Annotated in this window: 21 protein-coding genes and 1 pseudogene; 3 read left to right on the forward strand and 19 right to left on the reverse strand. The window is 64.5% G+C overall.

The window, feature by feature from the left end; all coding sequences use genetic code 11:
• Window position 1 precedes the first annotated feature (1 nt).
• The 16 genes from NP534_RS07070 to NP534_RS07145 all read right to left on the reverse strand — a co-directional run bounded on the left by NP534_RS07070 (window position 2) and on the right by NP534_RS07145 (window position 17040).
• Window positions 2-1162, reverse strand: a complete 1161-nt coding sequence (locus NP534_RS07070; protein ID WP_186664308.1) for an acyl-CoA dehydrogenase family protein — start codon at window positions 1160-1162, stop codon at window positions 2-4.
• 9 nt (window positions 1163-1171) lie between these two features.
• A complete protein-coding gene (locus NP534_RS07075) occupies window positions 1172-1924 on the reverse strand; it encodes an enoyl-CoA hydratase family protein (protein WP_274098262.1) in 753 nt (250 codons plus the stop codon).
• 18 nt (window positions 1925-1942) lie between these two features.
• On the reverse strand, window positions 1943-3052 hold the full coding sequence (locus NP534_RS07080; protein WP_274098263.1) for an NAD(P)H-dependent flavin oxidoreductase: 1110 nt from the start codon (window positions 3050-3052) through the stop codon (window positions 1943-1945).
• Complete coding sequence (locus tag NP534_RS07085; RefSeq protein ID WP_274098264.1) at window positions 3049-3960, reverse strand: enoyl-CoA hydratase; 912 nt, start codon at window positions 3958-3960, stop codon at window positions 3049-3051. The genes NP534_RS07080 and NP534_RS07085 overlap by 4 nt, the downstream gene beginning before the upstream one ends.
• Window positions 3961-3975: 15 nt before the next feature.
• Window positions 3976-4773, reverse strand: coding sequence for a CoA-transferase subunit beta (locus NP534_RS07090; RefSeq protein ID WP_274098265.1), 798 nt, complete (start codon window positions 4771-4773; stop codon window positions 3976-3978).
• Window positions 4774-4784: 11 nt separating this feature from the next.
• Entirely contained in the window at window positions 4785-5660 is an 876-nt protein-coding gene (locus NP534_RS07095) for a CoA transferase subunit A (RefSeq protein WP_274098266.1), read from the reverse strand.
• The gene (locus tag NP534_RS07100) at window positions 5657-6562 is read right to left on the reverse strand and encodes a VOC family protein (RefSeq protein WP_274098267.1); all 906 of its coding nucleotides are present in this window, start codon (window positions 6560-6562) and stop codon (window positions 5657-5659) included. Before NP534_RS07100 ends, NP534_RS07095 begins: the two co-directional genes overlap by 4 nt.
• A 167-nt stretch (window positions 6563-6729) precedes the next feature.
• Entirely contained in the window at window positions 6730-7677 is a 948-nt protein-coding gene (locus tag NP534_RS07105) for a bifunctional OB-fold nucleic acid binding domain-containing protein/MaoC family dehydratase (protein WP_274098268.1), read from the reverse strand.
• A gap of 5 nt (window positions 7678-7682) precedes the next feature.
• A complete protein-coding gene (locus NP534_RS07110) occupies window positions 7683-8894 on the reverse strand; it encodes a thiolase family protein (protein ID WP_274098269.1) in 1212 nt (403 codons plus the stop codon).
• A gap of 188 nt (window positions 8895-9082) precedes the next feature.
• Window positions 9083-10759: a DUF1302 domain-containing protein gene (locus NP534_RS07115; RefSeq protein WP_434519709.1), complete on the reverse strand. Its 1677-nt coding sequence runs from the start codon at window positions 10757-10759 to the stop codon at window positions 9083-9085.
• A gap of 72 nt (window positions 10760-10831) precedes the next feature.
• Window positions 10832-11920: an MBL fold metallo-hydrolase gene (locus NP534_RS07120; protein WP_274098271.1), complete on the reverse strand. Its 1089-nt coding sequence runs from the start codon at window positions 11918-11920 to the stop codon at window positions 10832-10834.
• Window positions 11913-13775, reverse strand: a complete 1863-nt coding sequence (locus tag NP534_RS07125; RefSeq protein ID WP_274098272.1) for a long-chain-acyl-CoA synthetase — start codon at window positions 13773-13775, stop codon at window positions 11913-11915. Before NP534_RS07125 ends, NP534_RS07120 begins: the two co-directional genes overlap by 8 nt.
• Window positions 13776-13811: 36 nt before the next feature.
• Window positions 13812-14873 carry an alkene reductase gene (locus tag NP534_RS07130; protein ID WP_274098273.1) on the reverse strand — a complete coding sequence of 354 codons (1062 nt, stop codon included), beginning with the start codon at window positions 14871-14873 and terminating at the stop codon, window positions 13812-13814.
• A 9-nt stretch (window positions 14874-14882) separates the two neighbouring features.
• Window positions 14883-15512, reverse strand: coding sequence for a nuclear transport factor 2 family protein (locus tag NP534_RS07135; RefSeq protein ID WP_274098280.1), 630 nt, complete (start codon window positions 15510-15512; stop codon window positions 14883-14885).
• Window positions 15513-15517: 5 nt separating this feature from the next.
• Window positions 15518-16291: an SDR family NAD(P)-dependent oxidoreductase gene (locus NP534_RS07140; protein WP_274098274.1), complete on the reverse strand. Its 774-nt coding sequence runs from the start codon at window positions 16289-16291 to the stop codon at window positions 15518-15520.
• 14 nt (window positions 16292-16305) lie between these two features.
• Window positions 16306-17040 carry an SDR family NAD(P)-dependent oxidoreductase gene (locus tag NP534_RS07145; protein ID WP_274098275.1) on the reverse strand — a complete coding sequence of 245 codons (735 nt, stop codon included), beginning with the start codon at window positions 17038-17040 and terminating at the stop codon, window positions 16306-16308.
• A 227-nt stretch (window positions 17041-17267) separates the two neighbouring features.
• Here NP534_RS07145 and NP534_RS07150 point away from each other — a divergent pair, with 227 nt between their 5' ends.
• The 3 genes from NP534_RS07150 (at window position 17268) to NP534_RS07160 (ending at window position 21647) form a co-directional block, all read left to right on the forward strand.
• Window positions 17268-18602, forward strand: a complete 1335-nt coding sequence (locus tag NP534_RS07150; protein ID WP_186664340.1) for a spinster family MFS transporter — start codon at window positions 17268-17270, stop codon at window positions 18600-18602.
• A gap of 17 nt (window positions 18603-18619) precedes the next feature.
• On the forward strand, window positions 18620-19450 hold the full coding sequence (locus NP534_RS07155) for an alpha/beta fold hydrolase (protein ID WP_274098276.1): 831 nt from the start codon (window positions 18620-18622) through the stop codon (window positions 19448-19450).
• Window positions 19451-19517: 67 nt separating this feature from the next.
• On the forward strand, window positions 19518-21647 hold the full coding sequence (locus tag NP534_RS07160; RefSeq protein WP_274098277.1) for an oxidoreductase: 2130 nt from the start codon (window positions 19518-19520) through the stop codon (window positions 21645-21647).
• A 225-nt stretch (window positions 21648-21872) separates the two neighbouring features.
• Here NP534_RS07160 and NP534_RS07165 read toward each other — a convergent pair.
• From NP534_RS07165 to NP534_RS07175, 3 genes and pseudogenes are all read right to left on the reverse strand, one after another.
• Window positions 21873-22113: pseudogene (locus NP534_RS07165) on the reverse strand (IS5/IS1182 family transposase); the annotation flags it as partial.
• Between the two features lie 49 nt (window positions 22114-22162).
• Window positions 22163-23542 (reverse strand): DUF1329 domain-containing protein, encoded by a 1380-nt coding sequence (locus NP534_RS07170; RefSeq protein WP_274098278.1) that lies wholly within the window; start codon window positions 23540-23542, stop codon window positions 22163-22165.
• 88 nt (window positions 23543-23630) lie between these two features.
• Window positions 23631-24511 (reverse strand): class I adenylate-forming enzyme family protein (locus NP534_RS07175; RefSeq protein WP_274098279.1); only part of this gene is annotated, 881 nt, incomplete at its 5' end.

Below are 24511 nucleotides of genomic sequence, written 5' to 3' on the forward strand. Positions count from 1 at the left end.
CCTATTTCGGCAGGCCGAGCATCCGCTCGGCGATGATGTTGCGCTGGATTTCGTTGGTACCGGCATAGATCGGCCCGGCCTGGGCAAACAGGAAGCCTTCGAGCCAGGCTCCCGCGACCGCTTGCGGGGCGCTGCTCAACAACTCGCCGTGGGCGCCGAGGATGCGCATGGCGGTGTCATGCATCTTCAGGTCGAGTTCGGACCAGACGATCTTGTTGATGCTCGATTCGGCACCGATCTGCGCGCCACGGCTCAAGCGGCCCACCGTGTGGTAGGAGGACAACGCATAGCCTTCGGCGCCCAGCCAAGCCTCGACCACCGCCTCGCGGATGCTCGGGTCACGGTCTGCGCTTTCCCGGTTAGCGTGGTACAGCTGCACCAACTTGCGCGCCGTGGCCTGGAACCGCGCCGGCGAGCGCAACAGCAAGCCACGCTCGAAGCCGGCGGTGGCCATTGCCACCTGCCAGCCCTGGCCTTCTTCACCGATGCAGTTTTCCACCGGCACCCGCACGTCGTCGAAGAACACTTCGGCGAAGGTGTTCTTGCCGTTGAGGGCCTTGATCGGGCGAATGGTCACGCCCGGTGAGTCGAGCGGTACGGTGATGAACGACAGGCCATGGTGCCGGCTGGAGTGCGGATCGCTGCGGAACAGGCCAAACAGCCAGTCGGCGAACAGCGCCCGGCTGGACCAGGTCTTCTGCCCATTGAGCACGTAGTGGTCACCGTCGCGAATGGCCTTGCTGGTAATCGCCGCCATGTCCGAGCCGGCATTGGGCTCTGACCAGCCCTGCGCCCACATGTCGACGCTGGAGGCCATGCGCGGCAAGAACCGTTGCTTCTGCGCCTCGGTGCCAAACTCCATCAGGGTCGGGCCGAGCATCAACTGGCCGTTCTGGTTGACGCGCATCGGCGCATCGGCGCCGTAGTACTCTTCCTCGAAAATCAGCCACTCGATCAGGTCACATCCCCGCCCGCCCAAGTGCTTGGGCCACATGACCATCGACAGGCGATGCTCGAACAGCTTGGCCTCCCAGGCGCGGTGCTGCTCGAAGCCCTCACGGGTGTCGTAGCTGCCCAGGGGGCTGGTCGGCAGGTTTGCGGCCAGCCATTCACGGACTTCCTGGCGGAAGGCCTTCTGCTTTGCGGTATAGGCTAGTTCCATGGCGCTCTCTCAGAACTTCGCGTCGCGTTTTTCGACGAAGGCGCGGCGGGTTTCGGCGGAATCCGGGCTGGTGTAGGCCTGAAGGGTGAAGCCCTGCTCCCAGCGGTACTTGTCTTCCAGGTTGCCGTCTTCGATGCCGTTGAGGGCTTCCTTGGCAATACGGATCATCGCCGGGCTCTTGGCGGCTATCTTGGCGGCGATTTCCAGGGCGGTTTCGCGCAGTTGCTCGCGCGGCACCACACGCTCGATAAAGCCGTACTGCGCCGCCTCGCCCGCGCTGATCTTGTCGCCGGTGAAAAACAGGTAGCGCACCTTCTGCACCGGGAACAACCGCTGCAGGTGCGCACCGCCGCCCATGGCGCCGCGGTCCACTTCAGGCAAGGCAAAGCTGGCGCACTCGGAGGCGACGACAATATCGGCCGCCCCGGTGATGCCAATGCCGCCACCCAGCACAAAACCATGCACGGCGACGATGACCGGCACCGGCGTGCGATGCACCGCCTTGAACGCGGCGTAGTTACCGGCGTTCACCGCCACGATCCGCTCGGGGTGGGCATCCAGCTCCTTGATGTCGACGCCTGCGCAAAAGCCGCGGCCCTCGGCACGGATGACGATCACCCGCACCTGCGGGTCGTTGCCCAGTGCCTCGACGTGCTGCGCCAGGTCAAACCACTCCTGGCTGTCGAGGGCGTTGACCGGCGGTTTGGCGAGCACCAGCTCAGCAATGCCCGCCTCGATTTGTGTAGTAAATGCTTGATTCACGATGGTTCTCTCCAAGGCTCAGCGGGGCAATTCAATTAACGGCTCAGGCAGGTCCTGGTCGCGATGGCGGGCCAGCAACGCCTCCAGGCACTGCTCGGCTTCCTGGACGATCTCGTCGATCAACTGCTGGCAGCTTTTCAGTTCGCCAATCGCCGCCGCCACCTGGCCACTGGGCAAAATGCCCTCGTCCGGCACGCCATCGATCATCGAGCGCTGCAGCAGCACCGGCTGGTTCGCCGCCATCACCGCCTGCGAGACCGCGCCAGGGTCCTCTGCCAGTGCCTGGCGCAGCACCGCAACCAGGTGCGCCAGGCTCATGCCGGTGTGTTGCTTCCACTTCCAGGCACTGCGCAGGGCAATGCCCAAGCGCCCAAGCGGCCCGGCCTGTTCCAGTCGGTTGATGTACGGGTTGTCGATCATGCGGTGGCGCATGCCATCGACGGCGGTGGTCACCCGCACCCGCTGCGGGTCGTTGACGTTGAGGTAGTGCACCAGGGTGGTCGAGGGCGTCGGTGAGTCTCGGCTCATCAAGAACCGCGTGCCCATGGCAATGCCCACGGCGCCTGCCGCCAGGGCACCGGCCAGGCCACGGCCGGTGGAATACCCCCCGGCGGCAATGACCGGCACCGTCACGGCGTTCAATACCTGCGGCAGCAGGATCGAACTGGGCACGCCCCCGGTGTGGCCGCCGCCCTCGCCGCCCTGGATGGTGACCATGTCTGCGCCCAGCGCCACAGCCTTGATCGCGTGCTTGAGTGCCCCCACGGTGGGGATGCACAGCACGCCGGCAGCCTTGAAGCGGGCGATGGTCTGCTGGTCTGGCCCACGGCCATAGCTCACGGCACGCAGGCGGTGGCGGATGGCCAGGTCGACGCACTGCGCGGCGTTTTCCTGGAACATGTGGAAGTTCAGGCCAAAGTTGCGACTACCGGTGGCGGCAATCACCTTGTTGATCTCGCCCTCCAGGGCGTGCGCGGCGATGGTGGCCCCGGCCAGAAAACCAAAGCCGCCGGCCTTGGTCGTGGCAATCACCAGGTTGGCATCGGCCACCCAGCCCATGGCGGTTTGCACAATCGGGTAACGACAGCCCAACGCGTCGGTCAGTGGCGTGTTCATCCAGCGGCTCATGCCTGCTCTCCACTGGCAGCCTGCTTGTTGGCCTGGGCCATGGCCTTGGCATCGAAGCCGCCCAGCTTGTCGCCACTGAGCAGTTCATTGTGGGCATGGGCAAAGTGGTGCCAGGCAAACGCGGCATCCATCGCCGTACGCTTGCCCTGCAGGTCTTCGACGTGGTTGATCGCCTGCTTGGTCAAGGCCAGCCCCATGCGCGGCTGACGGGCAATGTTTGCCGCCAGCGCGTAGGTGCCCTGCTCCAGCTCTGCGCGCGGCAGCACCCGGTTGACCATGCCCATCTGGTAGGCGCGCTCGGCGCCCATGCGGTCGCCGGTAAACAGAAACTCCTTGGCGATGCGCGGGTTCAGCTCATAGGGGTGGGCGAAATACTCGACCCCCGGGATGCCCATGCGCACCACCGGGTCCTGGAAGAAGGCATCGTCGCTGGCGACGATCAAATCGCACACCCAGGCCAGCATCAGCCCGCCCGCCACGCAGGCGCCGTGCACCATCGCGATGGTCGGTTTGGGCAGTTCGCGCCAGCGGCGGCACATGCCCAGGTACACCTCCTGCTCACGTGCATACAGCTGCTCGCCGCCCGGCTTGTTGGTGTGGTCCCACCACAGGTGGGCGCGCTCGAACGGTCGGTTGATATCACGCCCGGGCGTACCGATGTCATGGCCCGCGGAAAAGTGCTTGCCCGACCCGCGCAGCACGATGACCTTGACGCCGTCATCGTCGACGGCCTGGCGCAGCGCCGCATCCAGCGCGTAGGTCATCTGCGAGTTTTGCGCGTTATTGAAGGCTGGCCGGTTCAGGGTCAGCGTGGCAATGCCGTCGGCCACGCTGTACAGCACCGGTTCTTGCGTTTCATAGACCGCGTGGTCTTCACGCTGGACGAATTCACTGTCAGGGCTGCTCATGCTCACCTCCCTCCCCTACACCTGACGGATGCCAGGCGGATTGCCCTTGATCGCCGCGCTGCGGTAATCGTGGGGGTCAAGCCGACGGATCAGGGCCAGTTGCTCAGGCGTCGGTGGTGCGGTTTCCATCAGCGCTGGCGACTTGAGCAGCGGGAAACCGGTCTTTTCCTGCACCTCTTCAAAGCTCACCCCAGGGTGCAAGGTGCGCACCTGCACCGCGCGTTCCGGCCCTTCGAAGTCCATCACGCACAGGTCGGTGATGATGCGGCGGATATCCATCAGGTCACGGCGCACGCCCTGCGGCCAGCGCTCGGCCTTGAAGCCGACGCCAGACACCATGTCCACCTCGCCGCTGACGAATACGCGGGTGTTATGGTTAGGCACGAAGAACGAGTTGATGTGGTTGATGCTGTTGCCAGGCAGGCCACGCACGCCGAGCATGGCCGCCTTGGGCTGGTGATAGTCGCCCACGCAGGACAAGTTGCTCTGGCCCCACCGGTCGATCTGGGTCGGGCCGATCATGGCGTGGCGGCGCCCGCCCCAGACGCACTCGAACACGCGCTCGAAACTCAGGTAGCCGGAGTACTTCGGCACGTAGTCACCGCGCGGCCCCAGCGGGATCGGCTCTTCCACCAGGAAGGCCTCACTGTCGGTCATCAGCAGTTGCGGGCTGTGGCTGAGCTTGGCCAGGCTCGCGCCCAGGCGCGGCACCACGCCCAGGCCCGAGGCCAACCATTCGCCGTTGTCGCGCCAGGCCTCGCTGGCGGCGACGATCAACAGTTCGGCGAGGGTGAAATCACAGGGGTTCTTCATGTTCATACTCCTCAGAACACCGGCAGGGGCAAGGCGCCCATGCGTGCGGCACCGCCATTCTTGTCGTGATAAGCCGACTCGCCCGGAACCACGAACGCGTCGACATAGGCCTGCCAGCCCCCCGCCTCTGCGGCACTGGCTGCATACTGCTTGAGGTGGTTGAGGTCCCAGCCGTACTCGGGCTGGCAGCAGGTCGGGTGGGCGCCGAACGGCGCGTGAATCACACCGCTGACCAGGTAACGCTCGAAGGTGTTGCCGCGTGCTTGTTCGGCTGTCAGCTCCAGGCGCTCGTGCAGCTGTTCGCAGGACACGAAGCACTGTTGCGCGGCACGGGCAAACAGGTGATCGAAGTACGGGTCCGGGCCGGTCAGGAGGGTGTTGCCCAAGCGGTCGGCGACATTGACGTGGACAAAGGCCACATCCAGGTTCAGCGCCGGCATGGCCAGCAGCACTTCACCGTCGGCATAGGGTGACTGAATGGTTTTCAGTGCAGGGTTGTGCGTTGTCACGTCCGTGGCCAGGCCGCAGCGTGTGGGCAGGAACGGCAGGCGCATGGCTGCGGCACGCAGGCCCCACTGGAACATGCCCTCATCGACCTCCAGCAGCTCCAGCCCGCCAGCTTCACGCGCCTTGCGGTAGTAAGGCTCCAGCGGGATGGCATCGAGCGTGGCAAAGCCGAACACCAGCTTCTTGACCTTGCCTGCCGCGCACAGCATGCCCACCTCGGGGCCACCGTAAGCCACCACGGTCAGGTCCTTGACCGCAGAGCGCAGGATCTCGCGCACAATGGCCATGGGCTTGCGCCGCGGGCCCCAGCCGCCGAAACCGATCGTCATGCCATCGCGCAGTTGAGCCACCGCATCGGCCGCTGTCATTTGCTTGTTCATTGCGTATCTCCTTGCTGTTGGCCGACCGAAAAATCGTGCCCCCACACGCTCACGCGGGTGAATTCGAAGGCCGAGTGCTCGGCCCAGTCCACTTGCAGGCCGCCGTAGCCGTACTCCAGGTCGAAGCCGGACGGGGTTTTCATGTAGAACGAGGTCATGCGGTCATTCAGGTGCTGGCCGAGGGTGGCCGACAATGGCACCTGGTGGGCCTGGCGCCGGTCATGGGCGCGGCCGACCTCGGTCATCGAGTCGACTTCCACCATCACGTGCACACACCCCGAAGGCACGGCGAACTCGGCCAGTGCCAAGGAGTGATGGCGGCTGTTCTGGCAGTGCAGGAAGTGGATGCGGATGGGTGCTGCCGCCGGGTCCGGACGGAAGTTGAAGATGTCCGACAGCTCGAAGCCGAGCACGTCCTTGGCAAAGGCCACGGTGGCGTCGAAGTCCGGGGCAGGCAGCACGGTGTGGCCCAGGCCCATGTTGCCGGTGAGAAAGCACGGCACTCCTTGTGGCGAAACGAACGGCAGGCAATCGGAGCGGTGGCCCCAGCTCAGTTCGTGGCGGTTACCGGACGGGTCGACCACGCACGCCAGGGCTTGCACGCCACGCTGCTCAAGCTCGGCGGCGCTGCCGGCTTCCCAGCGCACGCCTGCCTCGTCCAGCGAGCGCAGCGCAGCGTTGAACGCGCGTTCGCTGGCCAGCTCCCAACCGGAGGCCAGGTAGCCCGCCTCGGCGCCTTCGACGATCAACATGCGAAAGGGCCGCTCGTCCATTTTCACGTACAGACCGCCGCCGGGTGCTGGCGTGACCATCATGCCCAGCACGTCTTCGGCATAACGTTGCCATTGACTGAGGTTTTCGATTTGAGCGACGAAGTAGCTCAGACCTCGGATATCCATCATGCCTTGCTCCCCAACGACTGGACCTTTGATGAAGTCCATTGTGCTGAGGGCAAGCCATTGCCTCATCGTCCGTTGAGACTAAGCAACTGATCGGAGTGGGAAAACAAACCGGCAGCGGGCAAAAGCAAAAGGGGCGCAGCGCGCCCCCGTGCCGTCATTGCCGGCGATTACAAGTACAGGATCACCAGGTCATTGATGACCGAAGGGCGCTCGCTGCCGACAACATGGGTGTTCACCTCCAGGGTCAGTTGCATGCCACGCTTGCCCTGCGCCACCTGCTTGACCCTGGCCCGCGCGTGTATCCGCGAGCCTGCCGGTACCGGTGCCGGGAAACGCAGGCGGTCGGAGCCGTAGTTGACCAGGGTGCTGAAGCCGGTGATCTCGAAGCCCAACGGCAATTTCAGCCGGGACTGCAACACCTGCACCAGCGCACCGTGGGCAATGGTGCCGCCAAACGGGCTCTCCTTGCGGGCGCGCTGCGGGTCGGTGTGAATCCAGTAGTCATCACCCGAGAGGCTGGCGAACGCGTCGATCAACGCCTGGTCGACAACGATCTCGTTGCTCCAGCCGGTGAAGGTTTCGCTGACCAGGCTTTGCAGTGCCGGCTCATCGTCCATGGCCACTTTGCGCACGGGGGGCGCTTCGGGGGTGGCTTCGGCGTGCACCTGCTGGGCGCCTGCCCAACGTTGCAGCGGCAATGGGTCGTTGCCCAGGCCGGTGAAACGCAGCAAGCGCGAGCCTTGGGCATCGACTTCGGCAAACACGGGCTTGAGGCGCATGCCGACCTTGATCGCCTGCTCGTCCAGCCCCACCAGCGTGGTGTTGATCCGCACCCCTTCATCCAGCTCGACCACCGCCAGCATCTGCGGCATCTCATCGACGAAGTCCGGCAAGGTGGCAATCCGCGCCACGGTAAAGCTGTACAGGCTGGCGCCACCGCTGACCTCACGCCAGCTCAGGGCATGGGCCAGGCAGCGTGGGCAATGACGGCGTGGGTAGAACACCCAGTGGTCGCAGGCAGTGCACTGCTGGATCAACAGCCGCTGTGCCTTCAGGCCCTCCCAGAACGGTGCGGAAATCTCGGTTGGCACCGGCATTGGCTTATTGTTCGACATGCTGGTCATGCTCCCTGAAGAATCAACGCGGCCTGCTCGCTCATCACCCCACCGGTACCGGAGACATACACGCTGTCGCAGCGCTTGAGCTGCCGCTCGCCGGCCTCGCCACTGATCTGCGTCAGCGCCTCGATCACCTGCGACATGCCCCCCGCTGCCCCCGCCTGGCCGAAGCTGAGCTGGCCACCGTGGGTGTTCATCGGGAAGTCGCCGCGCCAGGTGAGGTCATGTTCACGGACAAAGCGCATGCCCTCGCCCTTGGCACAGAACCCGGCATCTTCCAGGGTCAGCAAGGCGGTGATGGTGTAGCAGTCGTAGATTTGCGCTGCATGCACATCGCCAGGCTTGAGCCCGGCCATGTCGAACGCCCGACGTGACGCGGGGCCAATCGGGGTGTCGAGCATGTCCTTGGCATAGGAAGGCGACTTGAACGCCAGGTGTTCACCAAAACCGGTAATGAACGCCGGCCGTTTGCGCGCCCTGGCGGCCACTTCCTTGGAGGCGACGATCAGCGCTGCGCCACCGGCCACCGGCATGACGATTTCCAGAATGTGCAGCGGGTCGGCCACGCGCTTGCTGGCCAGCACCTGTTCGATGCTCAAGGGCTGGCCGTGGAACATCGCCTGGGGGTTGGCCAGGGCATTGGTGCGTTGGTCGACCGCGATCTTGGCCAGCGCCTGCGGGTCATAGCCGTACTGCGCGGCGTAGCGCTGGGCGATCATCGCATAGCCGGTGTTCTGGCCCATGTGGCCGTAGGGCAGGTCGAATTCCGCCTCGGGGGCGCCAAACGCCGTGCTGTGCCCGCCGTAGCGCATGGCGCGGGCCATGGCGCCGGGGTCTTCGTCCGGCCCCATCGGCGCCAGCCGTGCGGGCAGTACGCACAGTACCGCCTGGCATAAGCCAAGCTCGATGGCGGCAGCGGCGCGCCATACCATGCCCACGGAGGTGCAACCGCCGAGGTCGACCACTTCGGCGAAGTTCACGCTCAGGCCCAGGTACTCGGCGGCCATGGCCGGCACGAATACCGACGCCTCGTGGAAATGCGGGCCATTGATCACCAGGCCGTCGAGGTCTTCGGCGCGAAGGCCCGCGTCTTGCAACGCTTGCGCGGCAAGATCGGCGACTTGCTCGAGGTGGAACATTCTCGGCGCGGTGGCGTATTTTTCTGGTTTGTACTGGGCGGCGCCTACAATCGCCGCATGACCTTTCAGACCCATGTATCCCTCGCTCGAAGGCTTGTGAATCAGGTTTTTGTTGTGGGGTGACGATGACACAGTTGGGGGGAGCGGGTAATCGTCCGTTTTGATTAGGGGGAGGTTGGACATGGTGGGGGGGGCTAACAGGGGTTCGCAATGCATTTTCAGCGCCTGTGAGATCGAGCGCCGCCCCCCCAAAGCCAAGCACCTCAGAAGCTGTACTTCACCGAAAACGACCCATAATCACGGTCCGCCAGTAAGCGCTTGACCGGGTCGGCATCCCCCAGGTAGCTGGTCACACGCAGCGCGACTTCCAGGTTGCCCAGGTACTTGAAGGTCGTCCCCACACTCAACCGACGATCCCCCTGCAGCCCAGAAATGGTGCCTGCCATCGGCGTGGCGCCACTGAACACGTTGGAGAAGTTCACCGGCACCTCCAGGTCCCACCCTTCGAACACGCCCGGGTAACTGAACGATGCACCCACGGTATAAGCGCTGGCCGTCTTGCTACGCCAGCCCGATGCAGTCTTGTAGGTGTAGTCGTCCGACGGCTGCACCAACGGGCGCATGGAGGGGATCAAGCTGTTGCCCAAGCCCAGCAGGTTCGGCGCCGCAGACGCCTCATCGACGCTGTCGACCCGTACATGGACGATCTCGGCAGTGAGCGACGTCTGGCTGGCCCACGGCCGGTCGCCGAGGATGCGGATGGCCGAAAGCTGCATCTGCTGGCCCTTGCCACGTGCCGGGGTAGGCCCCAGCCCAGTGTTGACCATCACCGGCGCACCGTCGCGGTACGACCACTCGGCCCCCACCTGGGTCTCGCCGATCTTGGTCGACGCACTGACACCGGTCAGCTTGATGTCCTCGAAATAGGTGATCCGATACCCGTCCGGGCTACCGAAGAACACGCCAGGCCCGGCCGGGTTGACGCGATAGCCCACCAAGGCAGTCGCTGGGTTCTTGTCGTGGTAGTTGACATGGAACAGCGACAGCTCCAATGCCTGCACGGGGCGAAACCGCACCTGCACGCCCCACTGCCCGCTGTCACGCGGCTCATCGGTACCCCGGTAGTTGATCCGCGAGCCATCGGCCCCCAGGATAAACTCGCGCCCCGGCCCGACCACATCGCTGGTGGACAGGTAGCTACCCACCGGTGGCAGCTCTGTGCCCAGCCACTCGTACTGCACATAGGCACCAAAGCTCAGTTGCGGGTTGAGGCGATAAGAGGCCGAGACCTGCCCGACCGGCAACAGCACTTCCTTGACTTCGACGCCCGGTTGCGCCGCCTTGACCGCATCGGACGGGCTCTGCACACCGCTCACCCCTGGGTAGAACAAGCTTTCGCCCCAGGACTCGACATGCCGGCCCGCCTTCACATCGAGCATCGAGTCATTGGCGAAACGCCAGCCACCGAACACATACGCATCGAGGAATTTGCTACGCCCGCCGCTGTAATACTTGGTGTCGCTGGTGAACTCGTTGAAGTCACCGTCCTTGTTCACCGTGCCCGGCGAATCGTTGTCGTTGCTGCGGTGGTACACATCGTCATAGAAGGTACTGGCGCGCAGCACCGCACCGTAGTTGTCCTTGCGCAGGATCATCTCGGCCAGGGCGCCAATGCGGTTGGTGACCAGGCTGCCCTTGTCGAAGTTGCGGTCGCCGTCGTCGGCGTTCAGCGTCAACAGGTCCTTGTCCGGGCTGGCCAGACGCACCCCCAGGCCATAGCTGGTGGTCACGGTCCAGTCCAGCGTCGCACCGTTGTCGAACTCGATGGTTTCGCCCGCCCAGGTTGGCGTCGCCACCAGCCCCATGGCCACCACCAGCCCCGACAACGCGACGCCCGGAACGCGTGGGCCAGCACCTTTCTTGTTGTTTTTATTCGTCACCATGCCTCTCCCGTTTTACGGCCCATTGGCCGCGCTTGAGTGCAACAACACCACGTCTCGTTCACCCGCTGCTCAGAGCTGCCCCAGCACAGGCCGAGCAACGGCACCCACCGGTGTGCGCCCGTAACGGAACACCCCGTCGATTTCTTCACGCCCCAATTGCCCCTGGGCAATCAGGTAATTGAGGTGCGCCAGGGTCTCGCCCAGGGCCATCAGTTCATCGAATTGCCCGTTCACCTTGGGGAACAGCACCGCCATCAGCTGCGCTGCGCTGCGCGGCGCCGTGCAGGCGTCCAGCAGTTGCTGCAGATGCACCAGGTGGTGGTCACGCAATTGGTCAAGGCGCAGGTGCAGATTGAAGAAGGGCCGCTCGTGCGCCGGCAGTACCAGCACGTCATCCGGTACGCCGCGCAACCCTTCGATGGAGTCGAGCCATTCGCGCAGCGGGTTGGCGTCCGGTTCGGTCACCTGCACGCAGACACTCGACGTGATACGCGGCAGCACCTGGTCCCCGGCAATCAGCAACTGGTCTTCGGCGCAGTACAGGCAGGCATGCTCTGGCGAATGGCCACGGCCAATGCGCACCTGCCAGCGGCGCCCGCCAATGTTCAGTTCGCTGCCTTCGCTCAAGCGGTGAAAACTGGTGGGCACTTGCGGGCGAAAATGCGCCGAGTTCAGCAACGGGAACAGCGCTTCGGTCTGCTCGGTGCTCAAGCCCGCCCTGCGGTAATGCTCACGAAAGGCCCAACTGCTGCTGGGGTCGTTGTTGGCACCGAGCTGGTGCATGGCCTGGTACTCACTGGCGCTCATGAACACCGGGCAGCGAAAGCGTTCGGTCAGCCAACCGAGCACACCGACATGGTCGGAGTGAAAGTGCGTGCAGATCACCGCCAGCAATGGCAGCCCGCCCAGCACCTGCTCGAACACCCGCTCCCAGGCGTCGCGGGTTTGCCTGTTGTTCAGCCCGGTATCCACCGCGACCCAGCCTTGTGCATGCTTGAGCAGGTACAGGTTGATGTGGTCGAGCCCGAACGGCAGTGGCATGCGCAGCCATAGCATGCCTTCCGCGACGGCTTGCACTTCACCGTTGGCGGGCGGCGTGGGCCACGGAAAGCGCAGCCCTGCACGCCATTCGTGGCCGTGCGCGTCGAGGCTACTCACGGGCATCACCGGCGAAGGCAGCCAGGCCGAGGCTGGCCAGTACATCGCTGCTGTAGGGCACGTAGCTGCGGCTGCTGTCGTCGCGGATAAACAACGGGTCGCTGAACGCCGAGGGCGCATAGCCCTGGCGCTGCAAGTCGACCTTGCGCAACTTGAAGGTGCTGGTCAGGTCGGCGGCGGCCGACACCCGCACGAACACCGGCGCGGCATAGCGCGGCAGGCGCTGTTCGGTCAAGGCATAGAACGCGGCCGGGTCAAAGCTCTGCCCAGGCTGCATCAGTACGGCGGCCATGCCCGCCCGCCCCTCTTGGCCAGGCACGCGCACACCATAGATATTGATCAGTTCAAGGCCGGGGAAATCGCCCAGAGCGGCAGCGACCTCCTGGGTCGAGACGTTCTCGCTCTTCCAGCGGAAGGTGTCGCCCACACGGTCGACGAAATAAAAGTAGCCGTCTTCGTCATAGCGCAGCAGGTCCCCCGAGCTCCAGTAGGCATCACCCTCGGCGAACACGTTGCGACGGATCTTGCTGGCCGTCGCCTCGGCCGAGGTATAGCCCTCGAAACGACCGCCACCGATTTCCGGGTGGTCGATGATGAAGCCCAGGGCCTCGCCGACTTCGCCCACCTCGCACAGCTGGTAGAAACCCTGTTCGTCCCGTGGGTGGCTGTCGGTTTCCACGTCATAGCGCACCAGGCGCAGGTTGCTCTTGTCCCAGAACGGTACCCGGCCACAGGCACCCAGGTAGTTGTCGACGTTGACCAGGTTGGCATTGGACTCGGTCGAGCCCCAGCCCTCGAACACCTGGATATCACCAAAGCGCTGCACCCAGTGTTGCCAGGTGTCGCGTGAAAGCCCTGCCCCCAGCATGCAGCGCAGGCCATGCTCGCGGTCGCCCACCACCTCAGGCTGGTTGAGCAGGTAGCGGCAGATTTCACCGATGTACTGGAACACGCTGATCTGGTGCTCGCGCACGTCCTTCCAGAACTCGCGCACGCTGAACCTGCGCCGCACAACGATTGCCGCGCCCGTCTTCAGCGCCGTGGAGGTCACCGAGGTGGCGGCCGCACCGTGGTACAGCGGCAGGCAGCAATAGAACACGTCGTGCGCCGTGGTTTGCAGGGTGATTTCCATGATGTCGCCCGTCGACATCCAGCGCATGTGGCTGTAACGCGCCGCCTTCGGCAAGCCGGTAGTGCCCGAGGTGAAGATCAGCAAGCTGGGCGTTTCTGCCGGCAGGTTGGCGCGCAGGTCACGCGGGAACGGCGTGGCCGGAGCGTTGGCCAAGGCCTGGCCCAAGCCCGTATCGAGGTTGCCCGGCAATGCCCCGGCCCAGGGCCGTTCGCTGTCTGCTGCCAACCACAGGGGAAGCGTCGGCAAGCCTTCGGTGGCGACAAAGTTGCCGAGCACCTCCTCGCCGACGATCGCCGCCTTGGCCGCAATGGCTTGCAGCGCGTGCACCAGCGGCGGGCCGCTGACCTGGGTATTGACGAACCCCACCACCACCCCCAGCTTGGCCAGGGCGAACCAGCAGCAGAAAAACGCCGGGCGGTTCTCCATGGCCAACGCACACACATCACCAGGGCGCAGGCCGCGGGCGTGGAACACATGGGCCATACGGTCGGCCTCGGCGTTGACCTGGGCGTAACTCAGGCGCTGTTCGCCATAGATAATGAAGGGCCGGTCCGCATGACGCAGCGCCTGCTCCTCCACCCGGTCGGCCAAGGTGTAGCGGTCGGCCGGTTTGATCCGTGCGCTGGCCTCGGCCCGGCGATCAAGGATGGCCTGCGTCTGCTCGCGCGGCACGGGGCCGAACTCGACACTGGACCGTAGGCTGGCGTTATTGAAATTGTTCATCCCTACCTCCGAAATACCGGCTGTTCATGCAGGTGCTCAGGCGTGATTCGGATAGTCCGAATAGCCTCGCGCGCCTTTCGTATAAAGTGTCTTGCGGTCGAAGCCCGCCAGCGGCAGGCCTGCGCGCAGGCGTGCCACCAGGTCTGGGTTGCCGATGAAGTGCCGGGCAAACGACACCGCCACGCCCTGCCCTGCCTCCAAGGCAGCCGCCGCCGAGGGGCCGTCGAAACCATCATTGAGAATCAGCCCGCTGCGGCTGTGGCGCCGCGCCAGGGCGAAGGCGTCCAGCTCGGCCAGGGGCGAGCGCATGATGTGCAGGTAGGCCAGCCGCAAAGGGTCGACGGCCCGGCACAAGGCGGCAGCGGTAGCGGCCGGGTCGGCATCGCTGATGTCGTTGTAGGGGTTGCCCGGGCACAGGCGCACACCCACACGCCCGGCACCGATGGCCGCGCTCATGGCCTTGAGCAGCTCGACCGGGAAGCGCATGCGGTTTTCGACCGAGCCGCCATAGCCGTCGGTGCGTTGATTGCTGCCCGAGGCCATGAACTGCATGGGCAGGTAGCCGCTGGTACAATGCAGTTCGACCCCTTCGAACCCCGCTTCACGGGCATCCAGCGCCGCACGGCGGTAGTGCTCGATCACCTGGGCGATGTCTTCCAGGGTCATGGCCTGCGGCTCATCGGTGTCAACCAGGCCGGCACTGTCGCTGAACAGCTGGGTCCGTGCGCGTATCGCCGATGGCGCCAGGGTGCGCGCCCCGTCCGGTTTGTTCAGCCAGCTGGCCGCGCGGCCTACATGCATCAACTGCAACACCATCTGCCCGCCCGCCTCGCGCACGGCGCTGGTCACCTTGCGCCAGCCGGCAATCTGCGCGCTGTTGTAGATCGCCGGTGTGCGGCAATAACCCAGGCCATCGGCAGACGGCGCGGTGCCTTCGGCAATGATCAACCCGGCACTGGCACGCTGGCGGTAGTAGTCGACCATTTCGGCCGTGGGTACCGCCTGGTCGGTGGCACGGCTGCGGGTCATCGGGGCCATGACGATACGGTTGGCCAGCGCCAGCTCACCGAGGCGCACCGGTTCGAATAAAAGACTCATCGGAGGTCCTCAGCGCACGCGAATTTTCGGCGCCGAGGCGCCGCGTCGCAGGGTGGCCAGAAAGTGTTCCAGCGGGGCCGCAGCGGCCACGTCCGGCAGCTGTACCTTGTCGGGGCGATGCGCCCAGAACTCGGCCCAGGACGGGAACAGGTCATGGAAGGTGCCGGCATAGGGCTCACGCCCTGGCCAGCGCATCTTGCGCTCGCCGATCGGCGGTTTGTTCAGGTCGCTGGCGTACCAGTAGCACGGCAGGCGGCGGCGGAAGTACCAGCGGCCCTCGATGCGCTCGTAGTCATCCCAATAGAGCATCTGCATGGTGACCCACTCCGGGCCGGTCTCGTGCTCGTTCTTGGAATACACCACGCCCACCGCGTGGTCGGCGTCGAGCAGCTCGATCAGGTGCTGGCCCAGGTGGTGCGAGGTGCCGCTGAACTGGTCACGCAGGGTGGCGTCGACCCAGGCCTTGAGGTGCGCACGCCCGACCTTTTCGCGGCCCACGCGGATGTCTTCGGCAAACAGGTTGACGTGTGCGTCGAGGTCGCGCATGTCCAGCGACAGCGAGTACTTGGCGGCCAGCTGGCGGATCTCTTCGATCGACTCGAGGCGCTCGATGCGCGCCAACAACAGGTTCGGCTCCATACTCATCACTCCAGCACCGTGTAGAGTTCCGAGCTGCGTCCGCCATCCACCGGCAGGCAGGCGCCGGTGATATAGGACGCTTCGTCACTGACCAGAAAGACGATCGCGTTGGCCACCTCGAGGGGCAGGCCCACCCGACGCAGGGGGATCAGCTTCTCGGTGTTGGCGCGTGCGCGTGCATCCGCCAGCATGCCCGCCGTCGCCGGGGTGTCGATCACCCCTGGCACCACCACGTTGCACCGCACACCGTGGCTGGCGCCCTCACTGGCGGCCGCGCGGCTGAAGTTGATCACGGCGGCCTTGGCGGCGGAGTAACCGGCCATGCCGGGGGTGCCGAACAGGCCACAGATCGACGCGATATTGACGATCGCCCCGCCGCTGTGAGCCTTCATCAGCGCCATTGCCGTGCGCGTGCCCCAGAACGTGCCGTCGACCGTGGTGCTGAAGTTGGCGTGCCAGTCAGCGCGGGTGGTGGCCTCGATCGGGCCCCAGGTGTAGGCCATGGCATTGTTGACCAGAATGTCCAGGCGCCCATGGCGCTTGGCAGCGGCCTCGATGGCGCCGACAAAGGCCTGTTCATCGCTGACGTCGGCCACAGCCGATTCGGCCTGGCCGCCGGCCTCGCGAATGGCACTGGCCACCGCTTCCAGGGGCGCCAGGGTGCGCCCGCACAGCACTACCTTGGCGCCTTCCTCAGCCATGCGCGTGGCGGTGGCAGCACCGATCCCTGAACCCGCGCCGGTAATGAATGCCACCTTGCCTTGCAGTCGTCTGCTCATGCTCTGCTCCCGGTTCAAATGAAGGCCATGCCGCCGTTGACGGCGAGGTTCTGACCGGTAATGAAGCTGGCGTCCGCGCTGGCCAGAAACACCGCCGCCCGGGCAATTTCATCGGTCTCGCCCATGCGTCCGAGGGGGATGGCCTTGAGCATGTCCTGCAGCCACTGCTCGGGGATGTCGGCCATCATTGGCGTGTTGGTAGGCCCAGGGACCAAGGTGTTGACGCGAATGCCACTGGCCGCCAGCTCCCGCGCCATGCTGCGGGTCAGCCCCATCACACCGGCTTTGGCCGCGCAGTAATGGCCCGGGCCTTCACCGGTCATGGCCGCCGTACTGGAAATATTGATCAGCGCGCCCTGGGTGGCGTGCTTGTGCATCAGGCGCACGCCTTCGCGGCTGCACAAGAAGGTGCCCGTGAGATTGACGCCGATGACCCGCTGCCAATGCTCATCCGGGGTGTCGACCAGGGTGTCGACCGAGCCCACACCGGCGTTGTTGACCAGAATGTCCAGCCGCCCGAAGCGCGCTTCGATTGCCGCCATGGCAGCCACCACCGAGGCGCTGTCGGCGACATTGCAGGCCAATGCCAGGGCGTTCTCGCCCAGGCCTTCGACCGTTTGCCGGACAGCCTGCAGGTTGATGTCGGCCGCCACCACCCAAGCGCCGGCCTGGGCAAAGCGCTGGGCGATCGCCCGGCCCATGCCTTGCCCGGCACCGGTGATCAGGGCCACTTTGTTCGCTAACTTCATCGTTGATCTCCCGCATGCCTTGGCTACCTCGATCGCCGGCACGGTAGGCCGGGCGGTCGAGCACGGGACAAATCATCAACGCTGGCCAACACCCCAACATCGTCCGATAAGACTACGCAGCGTCGTTTGCCCAGCGCAGGGCACGCGGCTGGTCTGAACGGACGATGCAGGCGGCTGCAATAAGTGCGAGGCTCCTGCTCACTAGAACAAGACCGGGAGCATCCGTTGTGAACTCATCGATCCGCGTCACCTGGCGCAGCCACTACGCACTGTTCGTGCTGGCCGTGATTTACATCTTCAACTACATCGACCGGCAGCTGATGGCGATCCTGATCGAACCGGTCAAGGCCGAATTCGGCATCTCCGATACCGGCATCGGCCTGCTCTCGGGCGTGACCTTCGCGGTGTTCTACACCCTGTTCGGGTTCCCGCTGGGGCGGCTGTCCGACCGCATCGGGCCAAAACCGGTGATTGCCGCCTGTTGCATCGCCTGGAGCGTGATGACCATGGCCTGCGGCCTGGCCACCAGTTTCTGGCTGCTGGTACTGGCGCGCATCGGCGTAGCGGTGGGCGAAGCGGGGGGCACTGCACCTTCGGTGGCGATGATCTCGCAGTTGTACCCGGCGAAAAACCGCTCTACCGCGCTGTCCATCCTGATGCTCGGCTCCAGTTTCGGGGCAATCTTCGGCCTGGGTTTCGGCGGCTGGATCGCCCAGCACTACGGCTGGCGTTCGGCGTTTCTGATCATCGGCGTACCGGGCATTCTGCTCGGGCTGCTGCTGTGGCTGACGGTGCGCGCGCCAAAAATCGCGAGCCAGGCGCAACTGAAGGTCGAAGTGATTCAGGAAGGCTGGGCCACCACCGTGGCCAAACTGATGGAAACCCCCTCGTTTGTCTGGCTGCTGCTGACCGGTGCTTCCAGCGCGATTGCCGGTTACGCGATCGGTACCTGGAGCCCCAGCTTTCTGATCCGCTCCCACGGTTTGAACTTGCAGGATGCCGGGTTCCTGGTCGGCGTGGTGGGCGGCACAGGTGCCACCTTCGGCACCTTGGCCTGCGGCATCATCTCTGACCGCATGGCCCGCCGCGACGCGGGCTGGCAAATCGGTGTGCCGTTGCTGGCCACCCTGGTCAGCATCCCGTTCGGCCTGGCGTATTTCCTTTGGCCTACCGGCATTCTGTTTCACCTGGGCAACACGCCGGTCCCTACTGCGTTCCTGTTCTATGCAGGCTTTGCCTTCTTCGGCACCTGGTGGGCAACCCCGTGCCTGGGCGCGGTCACCCACCTGTTCCCGGCAGCGCGCCTGGCCCAGGCCACGTCGATATTCGTCATGGCCATGACCTTGCTCGGGGTTGGCGTCGGCCCGCTGCTGATCGGCGTGCTCAGCGACTGGTTCGCCCCGGCCCTGGGCACTGAAGCCTTGCGCTATGCGCTGGCGACGTCGATATCGATGCTGATGCTTTCCACCGTATTCCTGGGCATGGCCCTGCCGCGCTACCGCGCTCGCATGGTGCAATCGGCAGCCCAGCCCGCCGCCCCTGAAACCGCAGTAACCGCCTGATGAATGGAGAACAGAAGATGTCAGAACAAGACCTACCGCTGCCCGTAGGCCACTTCGTCACCCTGGACAACGGCCTGCGCCTGCACTACCTCGACGAAGGCAGTGGCCCCGTGGTGCTGTGGTTGCACGGCAGTGGGCCAGGCGCCAGTGGCTACAGCAACTTCAAAGGCAACTACCCCGACTTCGTGGCCGCCGGCTTTCGCAACCTGGTCATCGACCTGCCAGGCTTCGGGCGCTCGGACAAACCCGATAACATCCAGTACGACCTGGACTTCTTTGTCAGTGCGGTGTCCGGCCTGCTCAAGGCCCTCGACATCCAGCGCTGCACCCTGCTCGGCAATTCCCTGGGCGGCGCCATTGCCATCGGCCTGGGCCTGGCCGAGCCCGCGCTGCTCGACAAGCTGATCCTGATGGCACCGGGCGGTGTCGAAGAGCGTGAAACCTACTTCAAGAAGATCGGCATCCAGCGCATGGTCGAGCTGTTCAATGCAGGCCCGCTGGACATCGACAAAATGCGCCAGATCATGAGCCTGCAACTGTTCGATGCCTCACAGCTGCCCGACAGCCTGCTAGCCGAGCGTGTGGCGGTAGCGGCGCATCAGCCGCGCTGCCTGTTCTCGACCATGATGGTGCCGAACATGACCGAGCGCCTTGAAGAGTTGCAGGTGCCGATCCTCGGTTTCTGGGGCACCAACGACAACTTCAACCCGGTGGGCGGTGCCATGAAAGTGCTCGACAACGCCCCCAACGCCCGCTTTATTGTGCTCAACCGATGCGGCCACTGGGTTCAGGTCGAACACCGTGAGTTGTTCAACCGCGAGTGCCTGGACTTCCTTCGCCACGCATGAGCCCTGTGCGGCAGCGACAGCCTGGTCGCTGCCGCACACGCTCGTTACCTCCAAGGGCTGAATAACAATGACAAACTTGTCCCACTTGCTTGCACCTGGGCGCATAGGCCCGTTGCAGTTGCGTAACCGCCTGATCATGGCGCCCATGGGCTCCAACTATGCCGAGGCCGACGGCCACTGCGGCGAACGCATCCAGGCCTACTATGAAGCCCGCGCCGCCGGTGGCGCGGGCTTGCTCATCATGGGCGTGTGTGCCATCGCGTTTCCGGCCGGCACTGCCGAACCGTACCAGGTCGGCGTCTCTTCCGATGCGTTCATCCCAGGCCTTGAGCGCCTGGCCGAACGCGTGCACAAGCACGGCGCAAAAATTGCCATGCAACTGCAGCACGCGGGCAAGAACGCCATACGCGACATGGCTGCAGGCCGGCCGTTGTGGGTGCCTTCGCTGCCCCCTGCCAGCAGCTCCGACATGATGCAGGCCCTGACCCCGGAAGAGCTGGCCTCGTTTGTCAGCGCCGTGCGCGGGCGCAAGGGCGGTATCGAAATGCGCGTGATGGACCAGGACGACATCGCGCAGATGGTCGAATGGTTCGCCGCCGCAGCCGAGCGGGCACAGCGGGCGGGTTTCGATGGCGTCGAGCTGCATGCCGCGCACAACTACATCCTCGCCGGGTTCCTGTCGCCGTATTACAACCGCCGCGAAGACCAGTACGGCGGTGTGTTGGAAAACCGCGCACGCTTGCTGCTGCAAGTGCTGGCCGCCGTGCGCGCCCGAGTCGGGCCCGGCTTTGGTGTGTGGCTGCGCCTGGATGCCGAAGAAATGCACACCCCTGGCGGTATCACCTTGGCTGACGCGCAGGCGGTGGCGAAGCTGGCCGAGGCCGCGGGGGCGGACGCCATCAGCGTGTCGGCGTATGCCGCCACCACCAGTGGCGTCGCCTTCACGCAAGCGCCGCTGGTGCAGAAACCCGCGGGGTTTCTGGAGTGGACAGCAGCCATCAAGCAGTGTGTGAATGTGCCGGTGATCGCGGTGGGGCGCATCGAGCCGGAGGTCGGCGAACAGGCCATTGCCACCGGCCAATGCGACTACATCGCCATGGGCCGCAAGCTGCTGGCCGACCCCGAGTTGCCCAACAAGCTCGCCGCTGGCCAGCTGCAGGCTGTCCGCCCGTGCATCTATTGCTATGTGTGTGTCAGCCAGATCTTCATCAATGAACGTGTGAAGTGCGCGGTCAACCCGCAAACCGGTCACGAGGCCGAGCGGGTGATCAGCCCAGCCACCACGGCGCAGCACGTGGCGGTGGTCGGCGCCGGCCCGGCCGGACTGGAAGCCGCACGTGTCGCCGCCTTGCGCGGGCACCGAGTGACCTTGCTGGAACGTGGCGAGCGCCTCGGCGGTACCTTGTTCTTTGCCGCCCTCGCCTACCCGGAAAACGGCCGCCTGCTCGACAACCTGCAGCACCAGGTCCGCCAACTGCCCATCGAGGTGCGCCTTGGCACCGCGGTGGATGCAGCGCTGCTGCGTGAACTTGCGGTCGACCAGGTGATCGTCGCCACCGGCGCCCAGCGCGCAGCCCCTGACATACCCGGCGCCGACCAGGACCATGTGTGGAGTGGCGATGAGCTGCGCCGCTTGATGACCGGAGATCGCGCCGAGGCCATCGCCAAACGCAAACTGTCGCTGGCCCAGCGCGCCATGATGAAGGCCGGCAGCCTGATCGGCGTTACCGACAGCACCGAAGCCATGCAAAAGCTTTCGCATGTCTGGATGCCCCTGGGCAAGCGCGTGACTATCATCGGCGGTGGGCTGGTGGGGCTGGAGCTGGCGGAGTTCCTCATCGAGCGTGGGCGCCAGGTGTGCGTGCTGGAAAGTTCGAGCCACCTCGGCCGGGAACTGGCCATCGTGCGCCGTTGGCGGGTACTGCATGGCATTCGTGAACATGGCGGGCAACTGTTGGCGGGGATTACCGTCACGGCGATTGAAGGCAACCGCGTGCGCTATCAAACGGCCGAGGGTGAAGCGGGCGAGGTGCGCGGCGATTCAGTGGTACTGGCGAGCGGTGCAATGCCGGATACCACCTTGAGCGATGCCCTGGGCCGTGCCGGTTTCAAGGTCGTCAGTATTGGTGACTGTCAGAACTTGGGTTATATCGAAGGGGCGATTGCGGCGGGTCACCGGGCGGGGCGCGAAGCTTGATCTCGTTAGTGTGGTGTTTCAGAAGTGCCAATGAAAATTACATGCCCGAGGCCCGTGCCGCACGGGCGATGGAGGCCAGGGTGTCCTCGGCTTTTTCAGGGGGGTTGTGAATGCCTGGAGCTTGTATTCGGGGCCACCAGGTGCCTGGCTTGGCATTTTCGGCGCCTATCAGATCGAGCGCCGCGCGGGCGGCGCTCGGTTTCCGCCCCACCTCCAAACCCAAGACAGCCATTTACAGCGTTTGCGCGGGCGGCCACGTTGGGTTGACGGGATGCTGACTTCGTCCAGCAGCGGCTGGGCGTAATTGATGTCTGGCTTGACCGCCAGAGAGTAGGAAGCGCAACGGTGTCCCGTTGGCGTCGCAGAGCATGTGGAATTTGGAGGCTCGGGTTACACGTACTGCGGTTGAGCCATCATCACGTTTTTGCATGTCGATCAAACCTTGATGATTGAGCTTGAGGTGCAGGACGCGAAAGGGCCGCAAAGCGGCCCCGATGTAACCAATACAGGCCTCGTTAACGCCCCATCGCCCGCGCCGCATCAGCGGTGTACATGTCGGGGGTGAACTTGGCTTCGTTGAGGACCGGTCCCTTCTTCGCTTCGTTGGTCATGCCGTAGCCGGTGTACTGGCCCGAGTTCAGGTCCATGAAGAACTGCGAACCCGCTTGCCAGGCGCTCATGTCCGGGTGGTAGTAGTAGTTGACCATCGCATGCTTCCACAATGCGCCACGGCTGTCGTAGTTGTCCGAAAGCACCGAGTTCCAGGTGTCCTCGTCGATGAACAGCACGCGCTTGCCATACACATGGCGATAGCCTTCTTTCAAGGTTGCCTCCAGCACCCACACCCGACGCAACTCATAGCGCATGTAGTCCGGGTTGGGGTGGTTAGGGGTCAGCAAGCTTGCGTATTTCACATCGCCGGCGTTGGGCTTGTACGCGTTGGCGGGTACGTAGATCTCGCGCTTGCCGATCAGCTTCCAGTTGTAGCGTTCGGGCGAGCCGTTGTACAGGCGGTCTTCATCCACGGTCATGGTGCCGTTGGTACCGATCATCGGTTGGTCGTAACCGTACCCGGGCAACTGCCGCACGCGCCGCGTCGAAGGGCTGTAGCTCCAGGCCTGGCGCGGGTTGGCGAGGAAGTTGTAGGGCTCATGCGAGATGCTTACCACACCATTGTCCCGGGCAGGCTTCAAGGTGGTGTTCCAGCTCATCGCCTGGACCGAGTCCTCGGTCTTGGGCTCGACCGTCGGTGAGTTGGCCTGCGACATGTTTCGCGCATGGGCACGCCCCCAGCCGATGCTGCCGTTGGGCAGTACCGACGCCAGGTCGCTGATCTTTTCTTCGGTATAGGCACGCGCCGGAAGTTGGTGATTCCACAGCAGCTCCAGACCGTTCCTGGGGATCGGGAACGGCACCTGGCCGAGGCCTTCGATGCCCATGCCGTCGTCGACCAGCTTGGCATTCAAGGCGTTGTACTTGACCCGCTCGCAGACGTAGTCCGGGTAGCGGAAGTCGCGATGGCCTGGGTAGATGTTCATCTTGTAGGTCGTCGGGTAACGCTTGAGCAATGCCTTCTGCCCTTCGGTCAGGTGGCTTTCGTACTGGCTCATGTTCTGCGCCGTGATCACCAGGATCGGCTGCTCGTTCGCGTAGGGGTCCACCGGTTGATCACCGGAGAATTTCACATGGTTCCAGCCCGGCACTTCTCCCAGGTACTTACCGGTGTAGGGCGGGATGGTACCTTCGGCGTTGCCGGCTTTTTCTGCACCGACACAGGTGAGTTCCTTGCCGAGCTTCGCCGCTTCTTCGGGCGAAACTTGCGCAAGTGCGTTGCCTTGCAGGCCGACATTGACGGCCAATGAAGCTACGAACATCACGCCTTTTGTTATTTTCATCGGGTGGCTCCTTCGCAGACCAGGACTACTGGGGTACTCCATTGTTCCTGATCTGCTGGGGAGAACATCGTCCGGAAAGACTACACAGTCACGCGCCGACCACTAATTGCCTGACCTGCGCCTTGACCAGTTTGCCCGACGCATTACGCGGCAACGGGGTGTATGCCGTATGGACCTCTGCCGGGACTTTGTAGGCTGCCAGGCGCTGGCCGATGAAAGCACACACCTGCTCGCTGGAGGGCGGTGGCTGCAGCTCGCTGCGCACGACCAGCGCCAGGCGCTCACCCAAGGCCTCGTCGGCTACCGCAAAGGCGGCCGCTTCAAGCACCCCAGGCATCTCGCAGATACAGGACTCCACTTCACTGGCAGAAATCATCTCGCCGGCGCGGTTGATCATGTCCTTGGCCCGGTCGGTGATGAACAGGAAGCCCTCCTCGTCCAGATGGCCAATATCGCCGGTGTCCAGCCAGCCGTCCTGCAGCGTCTCGGCGCTGGTCTGCGGCAACTGCCAGTAGGCCGTCATCAAGGTCGGCGAGCGCAACCAGATCAGCCCCGTCTGGCCCGGCGGCAGCGGCGACGTCGGGTGGGGGCCGATGCACACATCGACGATCGGCAGCGGCCAGCCGACCGAGTCAGGTTTGTAGACGAACTGATCGCCGCCCACCGCCGCGCAGATGCCATTGCTTTCGGTCAGGCCGTAGCCACTGCCGCTGATGGCCAGGGGCTTGCGCTTGGTGATGTGCGACAGCAGCCGGCCGGACGCCGCCGCACCGCCCAGGCCAAGGCCGTACAAGCTGTCGCTGTCACGGCTGTCAAAGCGCGGCGAGCCGAGCAACTGCTGCATCATCACCGGCGCGCCATTGAACTGGGTGCAACGCTCGTCGCGGATCAGATCGAAGGCTTTGTCCACGTCCCACTTGTACATCAGCAACAAGCGCCGGCCACTGCGCAGCGCCAACAAGAACTGCG

The sequence above is a fragment of the Pseudomonas sp. 39004 genome (genome assembly GCF_028682155.1).
GTDB classification, from domain to species: Bacteria; Pseudomonadota; Gammaproteobacteria; order Pseudomonadales; family Pseudomonadaceae; genus Aquipseudomonas; species Aquipseudomonas capeferrum.